This is a genomic window from Niameybacter massiliensis (assembly GCF_001282685.1).
Lineage (GTDB): Bacteria > Bacillota > Clostridia > Lachnospirales > Cellulosilyticaceae > Holtiella > Holtiella tumoricola.
The window spans coordinates 2,569,247-2,593,312 of sequence record NZ_LN875035.1 but is presented as its reverse complement, the minus strand read 5'-3'; the positions used below and the strand labels follow the sequence as shown (position 1 = coordinate 2,593,312).

The window sequence follows — 24,066 nt, the reverse complement described above, 5'->3', positions numbered from 1 at the left end:
GACGAATAAGGGGGAAAATTATGAAAAAGAAGAGAGTAGATCGGAGAAAAATAATGGGCATATGGAATCCTAGAAGCATTCGCTTCAAAATGGTATTTTACTCAATGTTATGTGTGATTAGCGTGAGTACATGTGGCTATCTCTATCTATTCTCTTATTTAAATGGGATTATTGTTGAGAAGGCGGACAAAATTAATAACATTTATATGGAAAATTTGACCGTTCAACTAGAAGAACCTTTTCAAGCACTTTTTAATACAGGAATTAATTGTGCCAATCACTATGATGTAATGAAAGCGATGAAAATTCAAGAAGTAAAAACGGTGGAAGATAAAAAGGTCCTTTTACAAGCTCAAAATGTAATGAATGATTTACTGTCGACAACAAAGATGAAGAAGTATGTCAATAAAATACTTGTTTTTAATCAGCAAGGGGTTGTAGTGCAGGCAGTAGGCAATCATATGGCTTACTTAGAAGATGTGGAGCAGATTGTTGAGAAAAAGCTTGATAGGAATCAAGAAGAGACAAATAAATTTGGGGTGTTCACACTAGGGGAGTCTATTACACCTTATGCAAAGGATAGTTTCTCGGTACTATTTAAAGTAAGTTCTTTTTCAGATAGGAAGGAAAATGGCTATCTTTATATGGAAGTGGATAGCAGTATTATAAAAGACATCTTAGTGGCACATAGTCCTCTTAATTATACAGTAGTGCGCAATGAGAAAGACCAAGATAATTGGATAACAGACAATATGAATGAGTCCCTTTTGATCAAGCTTATGGAAGAATCGGACAAAGAAGCAATAGTCTTTGATAAAGCAAGATATAAAGTACATAAAAAAGCAATAGATGGAACCAATGTATCACTCTACAATTTTATTGATATTACAGAGCTTTCCATGAAAGAGAATGAGATGCTTTATACATTGATTGTTGTACTTGTATTAAGTGCGGTGATTACATGTGCCATTATCATTATGGTAAGTAGATGGGTTACAAGACCTATTAGTAGGCTAAGTAGACGTATTCAAAAAATAGCTGAAAATGATTTTTCTTATGATCCAGAAATTGAGAGAACTCAAGATGAAATAGGGGAAATAGGGCGATTAGTCAATGAAATGGTTCAAAGTGTATCGAACTTAATGAATGAAATTATACGTAAAAATGAGGAGCAAAATAAAATCGAGATGGCCTTATTGCAAGCCCAAGTCAATCCACATTTCTTATACAATACATTAGATTCCATTCATTGGATGGCTGTTATACAAAAAGCACCAGGGATTAGTAATATTACAAGGAGTTTATCAAATCTACTTAAAAATATGGCAAAAGGTGTATCGGATAAAATTCTTCTAGAAGATGAACTAAGTTTACTCAAGGACTATATTACCATACAAAGTATTCGCTATGCAGAGACCTTTGAATATAAGAATGATATTGAAGAGGCATTTTTGCAGTATCGTATTGTTAAAATGACGTTGCAACCTGTTGTAGAAAATGCTATTTTCCATGGCATAGAGCCTTCGGGAAGGATAGGTACAATCCGCATCAGTGCCCGTGAAGATGAAACGTACCTTTATATAGATGTAGAAGATAATGGAGTTGGAATGAATGAGGAGCAGGTACAACACTTACTTGCAGACAAAAAACAAGTAGGTAGAAATACAATGAGTGGCATAGGCGTTTCCAATGTGAATAGACGTCTTAAGCTTATCTATGGTAAGGCATGCGGCTTATTTGTAGAAAGTGAAGTAGATCACTATACAAAAATAACGGTTAAGATAAGAAAGGAGAGAGATGAATGTATAAAGTCTTATTAGTAGATGATGAACCTCTAGTACTTTCAGGCATCAAGTTTTTGCTAGATTGGCATAAGCTTGATTGTGATATTCAAAATACAGCAAGAAATGGCAAGCAAGCCCTTGAAATCATAGAGGTTGAAAAACCTGATATTGTTTTATGTGACATTAATATGCCTATCCTTTCAGGGCTAGAAGTACTTAAAGAAGTCACCCACAGGCAACATCAACCAGTATTTGTAATGTTGACCAATCATCAAGAGTTTGATATGGCCCGTGAATCTCTCCGTTATAAAGCTGTGGATTATTTATTAAAGACACAATTAGAACCAGAAGTCTTAGAAAAGGCAATCCAAAGTGCCATTCTAGAATGTGATAAAAGAAACAAGATGGCCAAGATAGACTTAGCCAATGAAGTCATAGAAGAAGATAATCATAAAATCATACAAGGGTGTCTCAAAAAACTCTTAGAAAGAAAAATAAGAAATAGAAATAGTGAAGGCTATAAGCTTCTAGAAGCCCATCATATTTTAGATAGGTTTGCATTATTAGAAGTAGTGCTTGATTATTCTATTCTCCCTAAGGCTCAAAATACATCAGCCTTTGATAGAGAGCGTATCTTTGGATGGGAGCAGGAACTATTAGAAACAATTTTGCCTAAGCTTTTTAATCATTATTTTTTAGTGGCATCAGATAGCGCCTATCAAAAGTTTCAAATCTTCGTTTGGGATGTAGATGAAGTGACATTTAAAGAGCATATAGAGACCTTTTATAATAAATTCCTTCTTGCATCTTCTAATGCAACAGCAACCAAAATTTCTTTGCTAGTAAGTGATGTATTGAAAGAAAAAGATATTTTTCATGGTTTGCGTCAAATAGACCAATTACTTGAATATTATTATTGCCATGAGCCTGAGCTTGTCTATTATAAGCAAATAGGTGAAACGGTATACAAAGATATCAGTCTTACGCCAGAGATTAATAAATTGGTTATAGCTATTAGATTAAAGGATGTGGCAGCGTGCAAGGCGACTTTTGCAAAGATAGAGGAGAAGTTTGGAAGCACTCCCCATAATCCAGTTGTTGAAATTAGAAGTTGTATTGACTTATATAGTACGGTTTATGCAGTCCTTGTACCACTCTTACCAGAAGATGGGATGAATGCCTATTTTGTAGACTTATCGAAGATGATACAAACCATTAGTGAAATGCTTACCTTTAGTCAGCTACAAAAGTGGGTAAGGGGGTTTGCAGAACAAGTGATTTGGCAATTAGAGCAACTGACAGGCAGTCACTTTGAGGTTATGGAAAGAGTTAAGAACTATGTTGTAGCCCATGCTACAGAAAAATTAATGTTACAAGATCTTGCAGATTATGTGAATATGTCACCTAGCTATTTATCAGCCTTGTTTAAGAAGCACTGCAATCAAAATTTAGTAGATTATATTAATGAAGTGAAGATGCATAAAGCCTGTGAACTCATTCGTGAAGGCAATTACAAGATTTATGAGATTTCTTATTTGTTAAGTTTTGAAAATGCGTACTATTTTACAAAAGTATTCAAACGTTATATTGGTAGAACACCTAAGGAATATCAAAATAAAGTAAGAGGTAGGTAGAAGAAGTTATGAATAAAAGCACACTTTTAAAAGGCATAGCATCTGGAAAGCCATTATCTTTTTACGTGACATACAATCATGCCTATGACCAAATCCCCTATATTAAAGAGCAATTTAGACTTTTAGAAGTAGAGGCAGATAAAGTTGAGGGTATTCAAGAATTAAGTTATGACAAATTCAAGCTCTACTGGGAAACAGGTGATAGAAATACCTATCAAGAAGTGTATTATGCTAAGCGTAAAAAGCTTTTAATATATAGTTTGTTGCTATGGAGAGAGCCAGAAAATACTCATTATAAAGAAAAGCTACAAAATATTTTGTGGAGTATTTGCTGTGAGCCTATGTGGGCATTACCTGCACATTTTATGGATCGAGCAGGTAATGATGTACCTATGGAGACATACGATGAACTGATTGATTTGTTTGCAACTGAAACAGGCTTTGCACTTGTAGAAGCTTTGCGTATGTGTGAGCCCTATTTGGATAAGAAATGTGCAGAGTATGTAAGAGTACAACTACATAAACGTATGATAGCACCTTTCCTAGATGGCAACAATTTTTATCGCTTTGAAGTGATGGAGAATAACTGGGCATCTGTATGTGGCGGTGCCATAGGATGTATAGGGATTTTGATGCTTGAAGATGAAGAGCAGCTTACGAACTTCTTACATAGAGTACTTTCCTGTTTAGAAGTCTACTTACAATCCTTTGGAGAAGATGGCGTATGTGTAGAAGGGGTAGACTACTGGACTTATGGTTTTGGATTCTTTGTATGTTGTGCAGACTATTTGAAAGAAAGAACAGGTGGCGTCATTGACCTGTTCCAAGATGAGAAGGTAAAGCAGATAGCACTGAACCAACAAGCTTATTATCTCGTAGAGAATCATACCATTAGTTTTGCTGATGGTAGGGATGAAGGAAGATACCGACTGGGATTATCCATGTATCTTAAAAAGTGCTATCAAGAAGTGCAGCTTCCACCTATAGCTTATGCTCAAGATGTTCTAGAAGATTCATGTTACCGGTTTTGCTTGGCACTACGAGATATCATCTGGTATGACCGTGATTTTGTATGGCAGGAAGAGAAGAAACAGTCACTTTGGTTGCCTGGGGCACAATGGTTCTTATCTTATGGGGATCCTTTTATCCTTGTAGCAAAAGGTGGACACAATGGAGAAAGTCACAATCACAATGATTGCGGTTCCTTTATCCTTTATAAAAATGGTGTGCCTATGCTAGAGGATTTAGGTGCAGGCGTCTATACAGCTGAGTATTTCTCAGATAAGCGATATGAAATTTTTGTGAACCGCTCTAAAAGTCATAATGTACCACTTATAGAAGACATGGAACAATGCTCAGGTGAGGCTTATAGGGCAGAAGTGATTGAAGTAAGATTAGGGGATGTAGATGGAAAGTTGGATGTATTTCAAACAGAATTGAAATCGTGCTATCCAGTCATGCAGCTGGAATCCTTTAGGCGTACTTTGAAGCATGATAAAGAGAAAGAATGTATCTTACTTGAAGATGTTTTTGACTTCCAGAAGGCAGGTACAGTAGCAGAACGTTTTGTCAGTCATTCACCGATTACAATAGAAGGAACGTGTGCATACATCAAAAATGGGGAAGAAGTCCTAACCCTTTCATTTGATGAGACATATGCTTTAGAAGTATTAGAAGAAAACTATGAAAATCATAAAATGAAAATGTGCACAGCTTATATCTTACAAGCTTGTAGAAAAGATAAGGCACAACATATAGGTTGTGAAATACGAATAAGGTAAGTGGATTTTAGTTGAGAGCTTTAAGCCAATAGAGTTTATTCAATAACTTTTAATAGATAAAGGTTGTATTTAGACAGGCGTGTAATGGTGTGGAGCCATTCATGCCAGTATGTAGAAGATAGAGCACTGCAGATGATCGCTAACATGTAAAGGTATAAAGATTAGGAGGACTTAAAAATGAAATTTAAAATAACAGAACCTGATTATGAGAAAAACCCTTATACAGGAATGGGAAGAAGCCATTGGTTAGAAGTCAGCCATTTTTATTTAGAAGGGATTTTTAAACATGTAAAAAGTATAGATAGCCCAATCATTGTGCCTAAACATAGTGATGAAGTAGGCTATCCAAATCCTACAAGCCCAGCTTGGCGTTTAGCAGCAGAACGTTTTGAAGGGTTAGCAAGAAGCTTTCTGATTGCAGCACCTCTTTTACATAATGAGCCTGAAGCAGTTGTAGGTGGATATGCCTTAAAGACGTACTATAAGCAAGCAATTTTAAATGGAGCAACACCAGGACATCCATCTTACTTACTCAGTTTAGAACAAATTATGGAGACCGCAGAAAATGGAGAACGTGCCTTTCAACATACTTGTGAATGTGCTTCTTTAACTATTGGTTTATATATGTGTAAGTCTGTGATTTGGGATACCTATACCCAAGCAGAAAAAGATACAATAGCAGCTTATCTATCTGAGTTTGGACATTCTTATACAGGGCATCATAATTGGCGTTTATTTAATATGTTGATTTTAGCCTTTCTTTCAATGGAAGGCTACACGATTAATGAAGAAACGATGAGAGATCATGCTGCCACAATTTTATCTTATTATGCAGGTGATGGGTGGTATAGAGATGGTCACTTATTTGACTATTATTGCCCGTGGGCATTCCATGTGTATGGACCACTTTGGAATGTCTGGTATGGGTATGAAAAAGAACCGTACATTGCAAGTAAGATAGAAGCATACTCTAATACGTTTGTGGAAACTTATCCCAGATTCTTTGACCAAGATGCACATGTAACCATGTGGGGAAGGAGTAGTATTTATCGAAGTGCAGCAGCAGCTCCACTAGCAGCTAACTTTTTGCTCAAAAAGGCTACAGCCAATGCTGGGTTAGCAAGAAGAATTGCATCTGGAAGTTTACTACAGTTTGCAACCAAGGAGGAATGTTTCTATGAAGGTGTACCAAGCCTTGGTTTCTACAAACCTTTCTCGCCTTTAGTACAAAGTTATAGCTGTGCAGCCAGCCCATTTTGGCTTGCTAATACGTTTGTATGTCTCTATCTTCCAGAAGATCACCCCTTCTGGACAGCCAAAGAGGAGAATGGTGTATGGGAGGAACTTAACGATACCCATACTGTTTTGGATGCCCCAGGGATTGTAATAGATAATCATTTGGAAAACGGTTTCACAGAGTTTAGAACAGGTAAGATTTCTATGAGAGTAGGGAATACATCTTTAAACAGTTATAGCAGAGTGGCGTTCCACAGTGGATTTATGTGGGAAGACTTTAGTTATGAAGGGGAAGAGACGATGCAGTATAGCCTTCAATATGAAGGAGTAGAAAGTAGCAGCATACCTAATTTGATTTTATACGGAAGGGAAAAAGAAGGTGTACTTTATCGTAAGCAGTATTTTGACTATGTAGATACCTTCCAAAGCCAAGCATCTATTGACCTAGCGGACTTCACCATTCCTTATGGTCACTTAAGAGTAGATAAAATGCGTATTCCAGACAAACCTTATCGACTCACTTTTGGTTCTTATGGAATGCCTTTAGACAGAGAGGTTACTGTACAAGAACGAAAGGAAATAGGAGGTGCAAAGGGCAAAGCAATCATCCTAAAGACTTCTCGTGGTCAAATTGCACTTGTTACCTATACAGGCTTTGACAACATGGCAACTAAAAGAAGGAAAGATGTGAGTCCAGTCTCAGATGAAAGTATGCTGATCTATGCGGAGACAACAAGAAAGGTACATTATGCGTATAAAGATTATGTACTCATCTCAGCTATCTTAACTAAAAACAACGAGGAAGAATGGACCGATGAAGAACTCTTCCCCGTTGCAAAGGTGACGTTTACAGACAAAGAACAATGTGGTGGTTATGGACCTATAGAAATCAGATTGAAAAATGGTGAAAGCTACACTGTAGATTATGAAGGACTAGAAGGACATCTTAGAGTATAAATAAATAGCGTATTTTTAACACACACATAGTTGGGCATATTTCTTAGGAGATATGCCTACTATTTTTGTAAACGTTTTTACAAAGTTACTATAGTCATTATAGCCGCATTGTTCACAGACTTCGTTGATACTTAAACCATCAGCCAGCAGTGATTTTGCAATACTGATACGCCTTGCGGTAATGTATTTGTTAATAGTAGTACCTGTTGTATTTTTAAAGACACGACAAATATAGGAATCACTTAAAAAGAATGCCTGTGAGAGCGTTTCAAGAGTAATACGTTCATGGATATGTAGGTTGATATAGGTCAAAATGTCATCCACTTGCTCGTTATATTTAGGAGTGATTTCTTCTAGGGAAAGCACTTGGGTATTTTCTAAATAAGCTGCATTGAGAAAGAGCATGAGTTCTATAAAGGTAGCTTGTTCGGCTAAATCTTGGCCATACCCTGTAGTGGAAGTAATCTTATTGATGAAGTATAAGAAGCGCTGTTGCTGCTCTTTGTTCAAAGAAAGTTTATGGCTAAAAGAGTCTTGACGATTATTAAAACAAAGGGATAAATCCGTCTTAGAAGAAGAAAGATGTTTAATAAATTCAGGAGACACAGCTAGCACAATGCGCTCATGAACCTGAGTATCAATCTGAGCTAAATAATGACTTTCATATTGATTAATAACAAAGAGATCACCAGGGGAAATGGTATAAAACTTATTGTCAATCAAAAATTGCTTGCCACCAGAAATGGAATAATAAATTTCATAACAATCATGAATATGCATAGCCATAGCCTTTTCTTCTTTATAGAGATGGGCAATGGAAAAGTATTTTTGTTGTATACAGTTAGTCATAGCTTCTTTGCAGGAAGATAGTTTTTGCATAGAACCTCCTTTTAAAAATAAGATAATTCTATTATATAAAATGAGTTCAAAAAAAGCCATATTTGAGTGAATATAAGCCAAGAAATAGAAAAAAATGCATGATAAACTAATACTATAACGATTAAAGATTAAGAAAAGGGGTCATTAACATGGAAATTAGAACAGCATCCTCACCAAGAGATGTAAAACATTATACAACAGAGCGTTTAAGAGAAGAATTTTTAATTCAAAATCTTTTTGTAGGTGGAGAAATTAAACTAGTATACAGTCATATTGACCGTATTATTACAGGTGCAGCAGTTCCAACAGATAAACCACTTGTTTTAACAGCTGGAGAAGAACTTCGTGCAGATTACTTCTTACAAAGAAGAGAAATGGGCATTATCAATGTTGGTGGCAAAGGTACTATTACAGTTGATGGTAGAGCTTATACATTAGATTATAAAGATGGTATGTACATTGGAATGGGCCAAAAAGACATTTCTTTTGCAAGTGAAGATGCTACAAATCCAGCTAAATTCTACTTAAACAGCGCACCAGCACATACAACTTATCCTACAGTTTTAATCAAAATGGATGGTGAAAAAGAAGAAGGCGTAGTCATCATTAAAGATGAAAACAAAGTAGAACTTGGTACATTAGAAGAATCTAATCACCGTGTAATCAATAAATACATTCTTCCAGGTCAAGTAGAAAGTTGCCAATTAGTAATGGGAATGACTGCATTAAAACCAGGTAGCGTATGGAATACAATGCCATGCCATACACATGACAGAAGAATGGAAGTATACCTTTACTTTGAAATGCCAGAAGATGCATTCGTGATGCATTATATGGGTGAGCCTACCCAAACAAGACATATTGTCATGAGAAATGAAGAAGCGGTTATTTCTCCAAGTTGGTCTATTCATGCAGGAAGTGGTTCAAGAGCTTATACCTTTATCTGGGGAATGGTTGGAGAAAACCAAGTATTTACAGATATGGATGGCGTGGATAATAAAGATTTAAGATAGAGACCTATGAGAACCGTTTAGAATACATGTTTAAATAGAGTAAGAATTTAAATAGTATGTATTTAAGTAAAATAAGTATTTAATATAGGGAGGATTACATATGGAGAAAAATCTATTTTCATTAGAAGGCAAAATTGCATTGGTAACAGGTGCATCATATGGTATTGGTTTTGCAATGGCAAAAGCTTATGCCAAGGCAGGTGCTACTGTTTGTTTTAACGATATCACACAAGAAAAAGTAGATATGGGCGTTGCGGCTTACAAAGAAGAGGGCATTGAAGCTCATGGTTATGTATGTAATGTAACCGATGAAAAAGCAGTGAATGAAATGGTTGCACAAATTGAAAAAGAAGTAGGTGTTATTGACATTCTTGTAAATAATGCTGGGATTATCAAACGTGTACCAATGTGTGAAATGAGTGCAGAGGAATTTAGACAAGTCATTGATGTAGACTTAAATGCGCCATTTATTGTGTCTAAAGCCGTTATACCTTCAATGATTAAAAAAGGTCATGGCAAGATTATTAATATTTGCTCAATGATGAGTGAACTTGGTCGTGAAACAGTATCTGCATATGCTGCTGCAAAAGGTGGCTTAAAAATGCTTACTAAGAACATCGCTTCAGAATACGGCGAGTTCAACATCCAATGTAATGGTATTGGACCAGGTTATATTGCAACACCTCAAACTGCACCTCTTAGAGAAGTGCAAGCAGATGGAAGCAAACACCCATTTGATCAATTTATTATTGCTAAAACACCAGCGGCACGTTGGGGAGAAGCAGAAGATTTAAGTGGTCCAGCAGTATTCTTAGCATCAGATGCTTCTAACTTTGTAAATGGACATATTCTTTATGTAGATGGTGGTATTTTAGCCTACATCGGTAAGCAACCTAAATAATAAAAAGAAATAATAAAAAAGATAGAATAAATAATAATGATAGTTTAAATAAATATAGAACTATTACACCACAAATAAAATTTAGAATGTATTTTTATGAACACTAAATTTTAGAAAATCTTATCTAAAGAGATTAGAGGATGAAAGAAAGGGTGTAATAGTTCTTGTTATATAGAGGGAGGATAAAAATGTTAGAGTTAGCCATTTTAAATAAAGATCATACGCTATTAAATACTGCAAAAGGTGAAAAAGAAGTTTCTTTAGTCCATGCCAATACCTACGAAGAAGGGGATATAATCCTTGTAAAAAGTAGCGATGAAGAAGCTTTTTTAATACTTCAATTAGATGATGCTATAGGGGAAAGTTTTGTTTTATTAAAAGGAGGGGCTTTATCTTATACCATTCCTTTTGGAGAAAAGAAGATTTGTTACTCACCTAAAAGCTTTGCTTATGACAAACACTTATTAAAAGTTCGCTATGCAACACATGAAGAAATAAGTGCCTATAAAAATCTTGCCCTTAATAAATATGACCAACACGGTGAACCAAATTGTTTCCCACATGCTTCAGCTAACGTAGAAACAAGAGGAGAGTCTGTATTTGCAGCAAAAAATGCCATCAATGGGAACTGTGAAAATCATTCTCACGGTGCATGGCCTTATGAATCATGGGGGATTAATCAAAATCCTGATGCTGTGATGAAAATAGAGTTTGGGAGAAAAGTTGCAGTAGATAAAATATGTCTTTATACAAGAGCCGATTTCCCTCATGATGCATGGTGGGAACAAGCAACCGTTGCATTCTCAGATGGCAGTGAAGTTGTATTTAATCTAGAAAAAACAGATAAGGCACAGGAAATAATCTTTGATAAAAAAGAAGTTGAATGGTTAGAGCTAGGGAAGTTAATTAAAGCGGATGATCCATCTCCATTCCCTGCGCTTTCTCAAATAGAAGTCTATGGTGTAGAAGCTAAATAGAAGAATATATAAAATGCCACTTTCAGTAAGATGAAGGTGGCATTTTGTATTTGTTTAAGCATTAAGAGGGATAAAGATATGCAATATATTATCACAATCAGAGAGCGTATTATTGCTAAGCATTACACCGCTAGGTCGATAGATGTTTTCTATACTGATAGTGGTTAATTTTTTAGAACCATCGGTGATGTAGAGATGGTTAGTTGAAGTAAAGTGATAATAGAAGGTGAAGTCATAACCTTTACATCTAAAAGAGCATTTTAAACCATCTAGAGATGAAGGAAGGACAGGGTCAATTATCAGACCTTCAGGACAAGACTTGATGCCTAAGAGATTTGTAATAAGCTGATTAATATAGATTCCTGGGCCGCTAGAGTATAGCCTCCAACCTCCTTTAACATCAATAGAGCCCTCCTTTAATTTATTGAAGGATTTTGCATATTCATAACGGTCGTTGTAGGCACCTTCTGAACTACTAAAGTATAAATTGCTTTGTCTAATACAAGCATTAGGTACACTTTCTTGAATGAGTATAGGGTTAATAGTAAAGAGTCCATCCCAAGCATCATTGCACTTACCGAGCTTGGCCATAGCTTCTATATATCTAATGTGTGCATGAGTATATTGAAGACTAATTTCGCGACCTACGTTAGAAGCTTGTTCTGCGCGTTTAAAGAGTTTGCTCACGCCTCCTGCATATGCAGCAGGATGGTCCATTAAACGGATACCATCTGGACATTTTAAGTTTTCTTCAATCACATTATAATTATGCTCTGCTTGCTCGGGAGAGACTAACTCTGCGATAATACTGCGAGTCATAGGGAGCAATCTATAGTGGATGCCGGTAGTGTCATCAGATGGATGAAGCATATATTGATAGCCGTTGTTGCAGCGAACAAAACCAGAGATAACATTGTCTTTGATGAGCAAATGATTAAAGGCATAGTGAATTTTATCAGCACTTGCTTTAACTAGGTGAGCATACTCTAGATCTACTTTGCTAATGACGGTGCTTAGATGTGATAAGGTTTGATAACCTAATGCTACAGTCCAAGAACTTACTAGTTGTTTTTTTAGTGTGTCATTGACAGGTTGAAGTGTATCATCCCAATCTCCACCGGCATAAGTAATAAGTCCTGTATCATCAATAAAACGAGATTGAATAGCAGTAACAGCGTGCTGAATATGTTTGAATAGAGTCTCTGGTATATCTGCATCATTAGCATATGGAAGAACTTGATTTAGAATTTCTAGGTCACCGGTTTGATGAATATAATCAGTAACAGCTTTTAAAGGCCAGAAAACTACGTCTCCATGGCATTCGCCTGCATTATAAGGATAGCGATCAAACATAAACCATTGTGGCCATTCTCCTGTACAGCAGTCTTGGTGTGAAAAGATATTAAATAGAATCTCTTTAACTAGATCAAAATGCTGAGTTGCAAGGAAATATTCTAGAGGTCCTTGGCAGATATCTCGAGTCCCCCATGCTGCACCTCCAGGTTGCTCCAGTCCGTGAGGAACAGCAAAGTGAACAAGTGCATTATGGCTATACCACCAAAGTGTAGTATTCAAAATATCAAGTTGTTTTGAGTAATGAGAAGAAGTACTTTCTAGTTTGAACCCGCCCATTAAATGTTGGAAAAATAGCTGATATTTAGAAGCTTCTTCATTAAATGTATAGTTTGGGATAGGAAGAGGTAATGCGCTGTTTAATCTTCCTCTAATAATACATTGAAAATGACTTTGATTTTTGGTCGTTATGGTTAGTAAAGTGCCGTTATAAGTGCAGTCATTTGTGAAGAAAATACGATCATCACTTATCTCAAAATCTGATGTTGAGAGCTGTAAGTCATAATGGATACCTGAGTAGGTATTAGAGTTTAATTCAAAACGGAGTCCGTTAGTAATTGTAGAGTAGGTAATATCGTGGGTAAATTCGTTTTCTCCTAAAACTAATTGATTAGTTATGATGAAGTCGTAGTTTTTACCCTTTTGCGAATGTACTTCTAATACAATATCAGCTTCATCAGCAGCGGCAAATGAAGTGATGATAAGTAAGTCATTTGGTAATATATAGAACCATTTAGAATAATTCATACCCATTTCGTAAAGAGCAGGTAAGGTCAGTAAATGGTAATTTTCATCAAGTTTGATATATATATGTTGTCCACAAGTTTTTTGAATGTTAAGCAGTCCGCGAGGAGTAGACAAGAATTTGTGGAAAGAGGTATTGCCTACAACTGTCTGGCCATTAAATTGCCCATACATATAATTAGTTGATGTAATTAATTCGTTATTAATACGATGTAAATCAATCTGAGTTGTAATAATGGTGCCATGAGGGCGTTCACTTATAAGTTCTTTGTCTTGAGTTACGATATGTGAAGCTTCGCTAGTGAAAAAAGAAAGTAGTTGTTCATTTTTGTATTCTTCTAATTTGTGATCAGGGAAAAGATTGAAAATTTCTTTCTCAGAAAACTTAGGAGAGACATAGGGGGTGCTAAAGCAAGGTTTAAGTACTATAGATGGACAGGTATTGATTGCTTCAGGCTGTTTAATAGTATGATATGTAGTCTCAATATAGTCAGTGAATTCTAGTGTTTCAATAGGTGTAGGGTGATTTTCTTTAAATAAGCCATAAAAGGCAAATGTCCTAGGGTGGTCTAGCTGAAATTTTTCTGTCTGCAAAGCGGTATAGGCAAACTCATATTGATAGTTAAAGTCTTGTAAATTGCCAGTTAATGCACTTGGAGTCTGTGTAGATTTATAAGAAAGACCGAAGAATTGCATACCATCTGTAGAATAGTGAGTTGTTTTAATACCAAGGCTACCCTGCTGAAGATAAGGGAATGTAGTACCTTGAGGTTGGTTTTGACGCGAACATACAATATATCCATGATTTGAATTGAAGATTTTGTGATCAATATATTGAGAAACATAAAGTTCGTTGGTCAAAACAGCCCCAGCAGAAGCAATAGCAATATCTTGGCCGTATACTAAATCTACAGTTTGGCCAGTGCCGGTAAGGGCAATATCCCAAAACCATAGTTCATCTGTTCCGTAAAAGGTTAAGATATAACGAATTGAATCGATAGTTCCTTGATAAACTAAGGTATTTTCTCCTTTTGATAATGTACTATGTGATTTGATTCCTAGCAAAGGATAAAATTCGATTTTATCTGAGTTATAAATGCGTAGATAAATATTATTAATAGAGCCGTCTAATGGATTCCCACGAAATTGATTTAACATGATATTGTGAGAAGTGAAGGAAAAAATATCGCCTGTTGGAAGAAAACGATAAAGAGTATTTTGAGCGCTGAATTCAAAAAAAGTATTAAGTGTTTTCATAGTATTGCCCTTTCTTTAAAGTATTTTAATAGTAATTGTTTGAGAATGTAAAGTAGTTATAATTGTGTATTCTCCTTTAATAGATATTTGGTAGCTAGGGTCTGGAAGTACAGTACGTGTACCTCGAAGAATAATGGAATGAGTTTTTTGTGTTGGACGTAAAGTAATAGTGTTTGGAGAAATGTTAATAAGTTCAGATGTAGTATTAATAATTTCCATATCATTGATTTTAACTTTTAATGGAAGTATATAGCATGCCTTTTCTTTGAGATAAAAGTTTTCAAAAATTAATTTTTTATTAACATGAATATCTATAGATTTTTCTTCAGCATCTAGATTAAGAATATAAAGAAGTTCTTGGTTATCTTGAGAGCGCGTGCGTGAAATATAAATACCTTGTCTATAGTAATCTACTTCTATAGAAGCAGTAATAGAAAGTTCTTTGAAAACCATTTTGAAGAATGCTAAATCATTTGGATAATCACATGTAATAGCGCATATTTTTCCGTTACCAAGTGTTTTAATCATGCCACACATCTGGTCAGTACCATAAAGAGTAATAATTTCTGTGCCGTCATTAGGAAAGCACTGAGCGGAGGTTATGCGTAAATCTGGATGATTAGAGGAACTACTTGCAGTAAGAAATGTAGTTGGAGGATTATCTTTCTGATAAGTAGGTGAGGGGAGATTAAGTGCCTTGATAAGAAGGTCGCAAGGATTGCCTTCGAGATCAAATTCAGGTAGTTCTCCATATAATAAAAGGTTGCCTCCAGATGAAATATATTCAATAAGTTTAGTTTGAATTTGTGTGTTCATATAGCGTGCAGATAATAGGACGAGTGCTTTGCTTGTAGGAATATCTTCATGTTGAATATCAACTGCATCAAATGCGACATGGTGATCTAGTAAAGCGCGCCCAATATGATCTATACTTGGTGAACAGCGGAACCTTTTCAAGTTACTATGAATCTTAGAGATACTTTCTGAGTGATTATATTGTAACTCAGTTAAGAAGTAATCAGGTATAAAGGCTAAAGATACTGGGTCGGTAACCTGATATGACGTAGCAATTAAATGATTTAATGTATGAATGCTCTGAGCAGTAGATGCAATATGAGAAAAAGAGAAGTTGTGAGAACCGTCAGGTTGGATAGGTGCATTATAACCATGTTTTTCACCAGTAAAGGCCATACGACCATTGGCATCATTATGAGGATGAGCCAATAAGTAATTTTCACCGCCACTAAAAACATAAAAGCTGAGCATACGTGCATTTTGAGATAGGCACATAAGCATTTTGTGTGAAGTAGCACTAGGATGATAACGTCTACCACTTAAAGAACAATAAGGACCATCGCTACACTCAAATTCAATAGAGGTTAATGGATTTCCTTTTTTGTTCATACAGGAAGTAAGAGCGTTAATAACATAGAGGTCTTGATAAGTTCCTTCTGTTGGTTCACCTAAATAGACGTCCGTCCCACTAATCATACCTTCATCTGAGTTATAAGCTTCATAAAGTTGGCTAATACCTAAAGGGAAATCAAAGATGCGGCCTTCACCTGTTCCATGGATATTGATGAAGAAAGGTATACCCTTAATGCCGTTATCTAAAGCATATCTCTTAAGTATAAGTATGTATTCTGCATAATAATGACGCATAAATTTTCCGAAATCAAAATGAAAAGCAACACTATAATGTTCATGTGGAGAACGAAGGATATTATAATTGATAGCTTCCAATGTAAAGCCATAGCGATTAGTAAAGTGTTCTGGTGTATAAGTAGACTTTAAATAGTAGATAAATCTTTCAAGTACGTGATCATTTAAAAGAGGTGTATTTGTTACCCAATTGAGCATACCAACTTCGTTATCAAGTTGCAGGCCAATAATGTTTCCACCGTTACAATGTAGGCGTGGCTGTATAATGGACATGATTTTTTTATACCATTTTGCACATTCTTTTAAATAACCAGGATGCAAATAATCTAGGGTAGTTGAAGGTTTATTAATATGATCAAAAGAGGTAGGAAGGGCATCTGGATACTTTTGAGCTATCCAATAAGGGAGTCCTTCATTTTTAATTTCTGCCATAACAAAAGGGCCTGGGCGAACAAAAAAGTAAAGATTATTTTCCTTACATAGATCAATAAAAGCGGCGAGGTCTAAATTATCAATGAAATTATAATGATTTTCAGATTCTTCATGAAGAATCCAAGGGACATATGATGCAATACAATTTAAGCCCATTGATTTAGCTTCATCTATCAAATGTTGCCAATTTTCTCTAGGTTGTCGGAAATAATGTAATTCTCCAGATAATAGAAAAATAGGTTGACCATCAATGAAAATTTGTTGTTTTTCAAAGCTAACCATAAAATTAAAGCTCCTTTCTTTTAATAATGAAACAATAAGGAAATTAATAGGAAAACGTTTTCTTTAAAATATGAAAAATATAAATTAATTTTAGATGTTAGTAGAAGTAAAGTCAAGAAAATGTTATTTGAATCATTTTATTTTTATAAAATATATTTATTTTTATTGACAATTTGTAAAATAAATATATAATTAGAGACATAAGTTACATAACAATAAAATAAAATTAAGAAATAATGTGCAAATTGCATAGGAAAAGAGAAAGAAAACGTTTTCCTAAGCAAAGGCCAAAGAATTTAAGGGAGGAAGGTACATGGCGGCGATAACTTTACGGTTTAAGAATTTTGGCAAAGAGTTAAAAAAGAATAAGATATTATTTTTAATGCTTTTACCAACAATTATTTTCTTTATAGTATTTTGTTACTTACCTATGCCTGGTGCATATGTAGCATTTGTTGACTACAATATTAATAAAGGGATTTTTGGCAGTGAATTTATTGGATTAAGAAATTTTGAATTTTTAATTAAGAATGGAGATTTGTGGAATATTACAAAAAATACATTACTTTATAATTTGGCATTTTTAGGTTTAGGTAATATCTTTCAAATAACATTTGCAATTATGATTTCTGAGGTAAGCAGCAAGTGGTTTAAGAAAATTTCACAATCTGTAATTCTATTACCTCATTTTATATCAATGGTTATTGTAGGATTTTTTGCATACAATCTATTCAATTACAATTATGGATTCGTCAATTCTATATTAAATTCTTTGGGCCTTGAGAGTCATGAATTCTATTCAGATCAAGGTATATGGAAATACATTATTGTAGCCTTTAAGATTTGGTCTGGAACAGGATATGGGATGATAGTATATTTAGCTGCAATTACAGGAATTAGTTCGGAAATATATGAAGCAGCCTATTTAGATGGGTCAAGTGTGTGGCAACGTATTAGATACATCACGCTCCCATTATTAAAGCCAACATTCATATTGCTATTCTTATTTGGTCTAGGTGGTATTTTAAAAGGTTCTTTTGATTTATTCTATAACTTAATAGGGAATAACTCAGTTCTCTTCCCTCAAACAGATATTATTGATACATATGTTTTTAGAAGCTTGGTTGGACAGTTTAACTTCTCATTAGGAGCAGCAGTAGGATTTTATCAATCTATATTTGGCTTAATATTTGTATTAGTCATAAACTTTATTGTTAAAAAAATAGAACCAGATTGTGCATTATTTTAATAAGAGGGAGGAGAGCATGTGAATACGATATTAAAACAAAAAAATACAGATGGATTAGTAATTAAAATTATTTCTTATATAGTAATAACGGTATTTGCTTTAATCTGTTTATTCCCATTTGTATTAATGGTTATTTCATCATTTATGAATGAAAAAGAGATTATTACAGAAGGTTTTAAACTCATTCCTAAAGAGCTTGATTTTAGTGCCTATACTTTCTTGTTTCAAAATGCAAAAAAACTAGTAGATGCATATGGCATAACAATTTTTATAACAGTAGTCGGAACTGTTTTAGAACTATTTTGCATGTCTATGGCAGGATATGTTTTAAGTAGAAAAGATTTTAAATACAGAAATCAAATTTCATTTTTTATATATTTTACAACACTATTTAGTGGTGGACTGGTTGCAAGCTATATATTGATGGTATCTGTACTAAATCTAAAAGATAGTGTATGGGCAATGATTTTACCTGGGATAATGAGTCCGTGGTCTATCTTTTTAATGAGAAACTTTATGAAGGCAATACCTGATTCATTATATGAATCAGCTGCTATTGACGGAGCTGGAGATTTTAGAATTTATTGGCAGATATTTATGCCACTTTCTATACCGTCATTAGCAACAGTAGGGTTATTCTTAGCATTAGGATTTTGGAATGAATGGTATAATGCGATGTTATATATACAATCTCAAGATAAATTTCCACTTCAATTTTTCCTTCAAAAGGTAGTAAATCAAGCTAATGTACAAATGTTAGTGCAACAAGGAGCGGTTATTAATACGTCAGAATTGCCATCAGAGTCAATTAAGATGGCGACAGCCGTAGTCTCTATAGGACCAATTATTTTACTTTATCCCTTTATACAAAAGTATTTTATAACGGGATTAACAATAGGTGCTGTAAAAGAGTAGATATTTTTTATATTTAAATAAAAACACTAATAAAATGGAGGTAATATCATGAAAAAGTTTAAAAAGTTTTTTTCAATGGCATTAGTTATCACATGTACAGTTGGGGTAATGACAGGATGTGGAAAAACTGAACAAGTAAAAACCTCAAATGCTGGATCAACATCAACAGGGAGTGGATCAGGTAATCAATCAGTAGCTCAAGGAGTAGATACTTCTAAAGAAGTAAAATTAGTGTACTATTTATGGGGAAGTGAAGGTGTTGCAAATAAAGATATTTTATCAGAAATTAATAAAAAGTTAAAAGAAGATATTAATGCAACTATTGAAGTTAAATACATAGACTGGGGCGATACATCTACTAAATATCCATTATTATTTGCATCAGGTGAAAATTTTGATATGTCACATGCTTCAACAGGAAGTGCTATACCATACGGAACATTAGCAACTCAAGGAGCGATTGTTGATATTACAGATATGTTAGAGATAGCAGCTCCAAAATTAAAGGCAGAAATTCCAGATAGTGTTTGGGAAACGAGTAAAGTTAATGGTAGAATTTATGGTGTACCTAGTTTATATAGTGAGTTTACTCCGGCTGGTTTTGTAACAAGACGTGATTTAAGAGAGAAGTATGGTATAGAGGTGGTTAACTCTATTGAAACAATGGAAGAATATTTGGACAAAGCACTTGTAGAGGGGGAGTTTGTACCTCTAAATGGAAACTCCTCTTTAGCGATGGATTTATATAAATTATTGATTGATACTACAGGTACATGGATTTGTGAAGCACCAGGTATTCCGACTTCTGAAATGGGATTAGTGGCTAAAAGTGCTGAAGAATACCAAGAAGTATTTCATCCAGCATTCACAGATGAATTTGAAGATTTTGCAGTACGTATGAGAGAGTGGGCTGATAAAGGATATTGGACAAAGGATGTATTGTCATCTCAACAATCTGCAAAAGATAACTTTATGAATGGTTTATCTGCTGCTTATATTACTCATATGGCAGACTGGACGGGTCAATATGGTGCAATGAAAGAAAAACTACCTGGTATTGAATCAGATTTCTGGTGTTTTGCTGAAAAAGGTGGAAAAATTAAGAGAAAGATGGGTGTAGAAAATTCAACTGTTATTAGTATGACTTCTAAAAATCCAGAGAGAGCATTAATGGCGATAGAGAAGTTTATGACAGATGAATCATACTATAATTTAATCCAATATGGTATTGAAGGTAGACAATATGAAGTTATAGATGGAGTAGTAGAAAAGCCTGCAACATTTGATTCTGCTGTTGATGGAGGAGGGTTCTCAGTTTGGTCATTACGTAGTGATAAATTTAATATTCCATATGCATCAGAAGACCCAAGACGCTATGAACTAAATGAAGAGTGGAATAAAAATGCTATTGATAATCCATATGTAGGATTTAATTTTGATAATAGCAAAGTAACTACAGAATTAGCAGCTATTTCTAATGTAAATGCTCAGTTAGGTATACAAATTCTATTAGGAAAGACAACTATGGATCCGAAAGAAGCAGTTGCAGAATATAGAAATCAACTTCAAAAAGCAGGAGTTGATACAGTTATTGAAGAGGTAAAATCACAGTTAGCTGAATTTAGTAAATAAAAATTAGAAAGTGAATCTAAAAGAAGTATATTTCTTTAGATTCACTTTCTAAAGAATAAAATAATAGAAGTAGGAACAATATTATGGAAGAAATAACAATTAAAACAATAGCAGAAAAGGCAGGGGTAAGTATTTCTACAGTATCCCGTGTTATGAATAATACTGGATCAATAAGTGATAAGACCAAACAACGTGTAATGCAAGTTATCAAAGAATACAATTATATGCCCAATACAAGTGCACGTAATTTGAAGAGTGGAAGTTCAAAGAATATAGCACTATTTGTTAGAAGTATTGAAAATCCATTTTTTCAAAAAATGATTCATGTAATAGAAGAAAAGATAGCACTTAGAGGTTATCAATTAATTATTCAGAATGTTACAGGTATAGAAGATGAATTAGAAATTGCTATTAGAGAAGCGAAAGACAGGAATTTATGTGGTGCAATTATTATGGGAGGAACTTTTAATCATTCGAAGATAGAGTTTGAAAGACTTGGTATACCTTGTGTTTTAGTAACCATTGCTGCAAATAGTGAGGTAGATTTAGGTATGTACTCAAGTGTTACGATAGATGATGAAAAAGAAGCATTTAAGGCGACAGAATATTTAATTAAACTGGGACATAAAAGAATAGGATTTATTAACAACAAACCCTTAGATATAATTACGCCAAATTCATTAAGATATAATGGATATGTTAAAGCACTGCAAGAATATAATATACCTTTGGATGAAGATTTAGTGGCATCAGAGTATTCTACATTATCTGGATATAATTATGGATTTAATATGATGAAACAACTTATAATGCGAAATAAGGATATGACAGCTGTATTCGCATTTGCAGATGTCGTTGCAGTTGGTGCAGCAAAAGCTATTTTTTCAATGGGTCTTTCAGTTCCAAATGATATTTCTGTGGTTGGATTTGATGGAATAGACGTAGCGGAGTTCTATAATCCGTCTATTGATACAATTTATCAACCAGCAGACCAAATGGCTCTTTCTTCTATAGAAACATTATTTGATATGATTCAAGGAGGAGAATCTAAGCATTTGGTTTATGATGCAGTACTCTTGAAAAGGGGCTCATGTAGAGCGATTTAAGATGAGAAAATAATTTATAGAAAATAGATAGATTTAATGAAAGGAGGATCATTATGAATAAAAAAGTGGATATTTATGCTTTAATAGACCAAATGACCTTAAAAGAAAAAATAGGACAATTAGGCCAATTAATTGCGTTTTTATATAAGTCTAATACACAGGGAGATATTACAGGTCCTTTGGAAGAGTTAGGAATAGGAGAAGAAAATCTATGGATTAATGGTTCTGTATTAGGGACAGGTAATGCGAAAGATGCAATAGAGATTCAAAAAAAATATTTAGAGCATAATAGATTAGGGATTCCCTTGGTATTTATGGCAGATATTATACATGGCTATAAGACGATTTTCCCTATTCCACTGGCGATTGGGGCAACATGGAATATAGAAGCGGCATATAAAATGGCAAGAGTATCAGCAATAGAAGCAGCTGTTTCAGGCATCCATGTTACCTTTGCTCCAATGGTGGATTTAGTACGTGATGCAAGATGGGGAAGAGTGTTAGAATCAACTGGTGAAGATGCTTACTTAAATAGTTGTATGGCAAAAGCAATGGTAGAAGGCTATCAAGGGAATTTTGATGATCCATATAATATTGGTGCGTGTGTGAAGCACTTTGCTGCATATGGGGCAGCAGAAGCAGGACGTGAGTATAACACAGTAGACTTATCAGATAGGACATTGAGAGAGTATTATTTACCTTCTTATAAAGCTGCTGTTGAAGCAGGTGCAAAACTTGTGATGACTTCTTTTAATACTGTACATGGTGTTCCAAGCACAGGAAATAAGTATTTATTAAAAGATATTTTAAGAGATGAATGGAACTTCGATGGTGTTATTATTTCTGACTGGGCAGCAGTGGGAGAACTGATTACACATGGTGTTGCAGAAGATGGTAAGCAAGCAGCTGAAAGTGCTATGCATGCTACACTTGATATGGAGATGATGACAAGTCACTATGTACATTATCTAGAAGAACTTATACAAGAAGGTAGAGTAGATGAGCAACAAGTTAATGATGCAGTCTATAGAATTCTTAAGTTAAAAGAAGATTTAGGATTATTTGAGAATCCGTATAAAATGGCCAATGTTGGAGAGGAAGCAAAGCTGTTATTTTCTGATGAGCATAGAGAAGTTGCTAGAGAAGTAGCGAGGGAGTCTATTGTGCTTTTGAAAAATGAAGATGTATTACCATTGAGCAAAAATAAAAAAGTAGGAATTATAGGACCTTTAGGAAATACAGGTGAATTGCTAGGGGCGTGGTCTTGGCAAGGTGATAGAAAAGCTACAGTTAGTGTATTAGAGGGAATAAAAGCTAAAGTAGGTGCTGTTCAATATGCTAAAGGTTGCGACGTTATAGACGATACGATTAATGAAGAAGAAGTTTTAAAGGTTATAGATGAAAGTGATGTAATCATTCTTGCTGTAGGTGAATCAGAAGATATGGCTGGTGAGGCTGGAAGTCGAACAGTTATTAAGTTGCCAGGCGTTCAAGAAGCTTTAGTTAAATTGGTAAAACAAGCAGGCAAACCGGTTGTTACAGTTATGTTTAGTGGAAGACCACTAGAAATCAAGGAAGTAAGTGAAAACTCTCATGCACTTTTAAGTGCATGGTATCCAGGATCAGAAGCTGGTAATGCACTAGCGGATATCTTATATGGAGATTATAATCCATCAGCTAGATTGACAATGAGCTTTCCATATACAGTAGGCCAAGCTCCAATATATTATAATCATTACAATACAGGAAGACCTAAACCAAAAGATGAGGGTAGAATGGGGTATTGCTCAGAGTACATAGATAGTCCGAATGCACCATTGTATTCTTTTGGATATGGGTTAAGTTACACTCATTATACATATGAAGAGATGAATATAGATAAGGAAAAGCTAGTTGAAGGTGAATGCATAAAGGCAAGTGTAAAAATAAAGAATGTTGGGAAGGTAGCAGGAAAAGAAACTGTACAACTTTATATAAGAGACTGGGTAGGAAGTACAGTGAGACCTGTAAAAGAACTTAAAGGATTTAAGCAAATATACTTAAATCCGGATGAGGAAATTAGAGTAGAATTTGATATTACAGAAGAAATGTTAAAATACAATACTTTAAAAAATGGATTTGATTCAGAGTCAGGTAAATTTAGTATAATAATAGGGCCTAATAGCCAAGAAGGATTAGAGAAAACATTTGAATTAATTAAATAGGAATATTGCAAACTTTTAAGGAATCGAGATCAAAATCATACAATCTCGGTTCCTTTTTATCAAATTGT

General features: G+C 34.6%; 15 protein-coding genes. 12 read left to right on the top strand and 3 right to left on the bottom strand.

Going from position 1 to position 24,066, the window contains the following annotated elements; genetic code table 11:
• The first annotated feature begins 20 nt into the window (after nucleotides 1–20).
• The 4 genes from BN2390_RS17820 (at nucleotide 21) to BN2390_RS17805 (ending at nucleotide 7,392) form a co-directional block, all read left to right on the top strand.
• Nucleotides 21–1,820 carry a sensor histidine kinase gene (locus BN2390_RS17820; protein ID WP_053985658.1) on the top strand — a complete coding sequence of 600 codons (1,800 nt, stop codon included), beginning with the start codon at nucleotides 21–23 and terminating at the stop codon, nucleotides 1,818–1,820.
• Complete coding sequence (locus BN2390_RS17815; RefSeq protein WP_053985657.1) at nucleotides 1,802–3,418, top strand: response regulator; 1,617 nt, start codon at nucleotides 1,802–1,804, stop codon at nucleotides 3,416–3,418. The genes BN2390_RS17820 and BN2390_RS17815 overlap by 19 nt, the downstream gene beginning before the upstream one ends.
• 8 nt (nucleotides 3,419–3,426) lie before the next feature.
• Complete coding sequence (locus tag BN2390_RS17810) at nucleotides 3,427–5,199, top strand: heparinase II/III domain-containing protein (protein ID WP_053985656.1); 1,773 nt, start codon at nucleotides 3,427–3,429, stop codon at nucleotides 5,197–5,199.
• A gap of 177 nt (nucleotides 5,200–5,376) precedes the next feature.
• On the top strand, nucleotides 5,377–7,392 hold the full coding sequence (locus BN2390_RS17805) for a DUF2264 domain-containing protein (RefSeq protein WP_053985655.1): 2,016 nt from the start codon (nucleotides 5,377–5,379) through the stop codon (nucleotides 7,390–7,392).
• 15 nt (nucleotides 7,393–7,407) lie between these two features.
• Here the strand turns inward: BN2390_RS17805 and BN2390_RS17800 are convergent, their stop codons facing one another.
• Nucleotides 7,408–8,271 (bottom strand): AraC family transcriptional regulator, encoded by an 864-nt coding sequence (locus tag BN2390_RS17800; protein ID WP_053985654.1) that lies wholly within the window; start codon nucleotides 8,269–8,271, stop codon nucleotides 7,408–7,410.
• A gap of 149 nt (nucleotides 8,272–8,420) precedes the next feature.
• Between BN2390_RS17800 and kduI the strand changes: the two genes are divergently transcribed.
• The 3 genes from kduI to BN2390_RS17785 all read left to right on the top strand — a co-directional run bounded on the left by kduI (nucleotide 8,421) and on the right by BN2390_RS17785 (nucleotide 11,162).
• A complete protein-coding gene (kduI, locus tag BN2390_RS17795; protein WP_053985653.1) occupies nucleotides 8,421–9,284 on the top strand; it encodes a 5-dehydro-4-deoxy-D-glucuronate isomerase in 864 nt (287 codons plus the stop codon).
• A 100-nt stretch (nucleotides 9,285–9,384) separates the two neighbouring features.
• Entirely contained in the window at nucleotides 9,385–10,185 is an 801-nt protein-coding gene (locus BN2390_RS17790; protein WP_053985652.1) for a gluconate 5-dehydrogenase, read from the top strand.
• Nucleotides 10,186–10,373: 188 nt separating this feature from the next.
• Nucleotides 10,374–11,162, top strand: a complete 789-nt coding sequence (locus tag BN2390_RS17785; protein ID WP_053985651.1) for a DUF7402 domain-containing protein — start codon at nucleotides 10,374–10,376, stop codon at nucleotides 11,160–11,162.
• A 54-nt stretch (nucleotides 11,163–11,216) separates the two neighbouring features.
• Here the strand turns inward: BN2390_RS17785 and BN2390_RS17780 are convergent, their stop codons facing one another.
• Both BN2390_RS17780 and BN2390_RS17775 read right to left on the bottom strand, forming a co-directional pair.
• Entirely contained in the window at nucleotides 11,217–14,516 is a 3,300-nt protein-coding gene (locus BN2390_RS17780; RefSeq protein WP_053985650.1) for a GH36-type glycosyl hydrolase domain-containing protein, read from the bottom strand.
• Between the two features lie 15 nt (nucleotides 14,517–14,531).
• Nucleotides 14,532–16,892: a beta-galactosidase gene (locus BN2390_RS17775; RefSeq protein WP_053985649.1), complete on the bottom strand. Its 2,361-nt coding sequence runs from the start codon at nucleotides 16,890–16,892 to the stop codon at nucleotides 14,532–14,534.
• 313 nt (nucleotides 16,893–17,205) lie between these two features.
• On the opposite strand from BN2390_RS17775, the gene BN2390_RS17770 reads away from it, so the two are divergent.
• The 5 genes from BN2390_RS17770 (at nucleotide 17,206) to BN2390_RS17750 (ending at nucleotide 23,998) form a co-directional block, all read left to right on the top strand.
• On the top strand, nucleotides 17,206–18,141 hold the full coding sequence (locus BN2390_RS17770; protein ID WP_053985648.1) for an ABC transporter permease: 936 nt from the start codon (nucleotides 17,206–17,208) through the stop codon (nucleotides 18,139–18,141).
• Nucleotides 18,142–18,159: 18 nt separating this feature from the next.
• Nucleotides 18,160–19,056, top strand: coding sequence for a carbohydrate ABC transporter permease (locus BN2390_RS17765; RefSeq protein ID WP_242847693.1), 897 nt, complete (start codon nucleotides 18,160–18,162; stop codon nucleotides 19,054–19,056).
• A 48-nt stretch (nucleotides 19,057–19,104) separates the two neighbouring features.
• Nucleotides 19,105–20,688 (top strand): extracellular solute-binding protein, encoded by a 1,584-nt coding sequence (locus tag BN2390_RS17760; RefSeq protein ID WP_053985647.1) that lies wholly within the window; start codon nucleotides 19,105–19,107, stop codon nucleotides 20,686–20,688.
• A gap of 83 nt (nucleotides 20,689–20,771) precedes the next feature.
• Nucleotides 20,772–21,794, top strand: a complete 1,023-nt coding sequence (locus BN2390_RS17755) for a LacI family DNA-binding transcriptional regulator (protein WP_053985646.1) — start codon at nucleotides 20,772–20,774, stop codon at nucleotides 21,792–21,794.
• A gap of 53 nt (nucleotides 21,795–21,847) precedes the next feature.
• Nucleotides 21,848–23,998: a glycoside hydrolase family 3 N-terminal domain-containing protein gene (locus BN2390_RS17750; protein WP_053985645.1), complete on the top strand. Its 2,151-nt coding sequence runs from the start codon at nucleotides 21,848–21,850 to the stop codon at nucleotides 23,996–23,998.
• Nucleotides 23,999–24,066 lie beyond the last annotated feature (68 nt).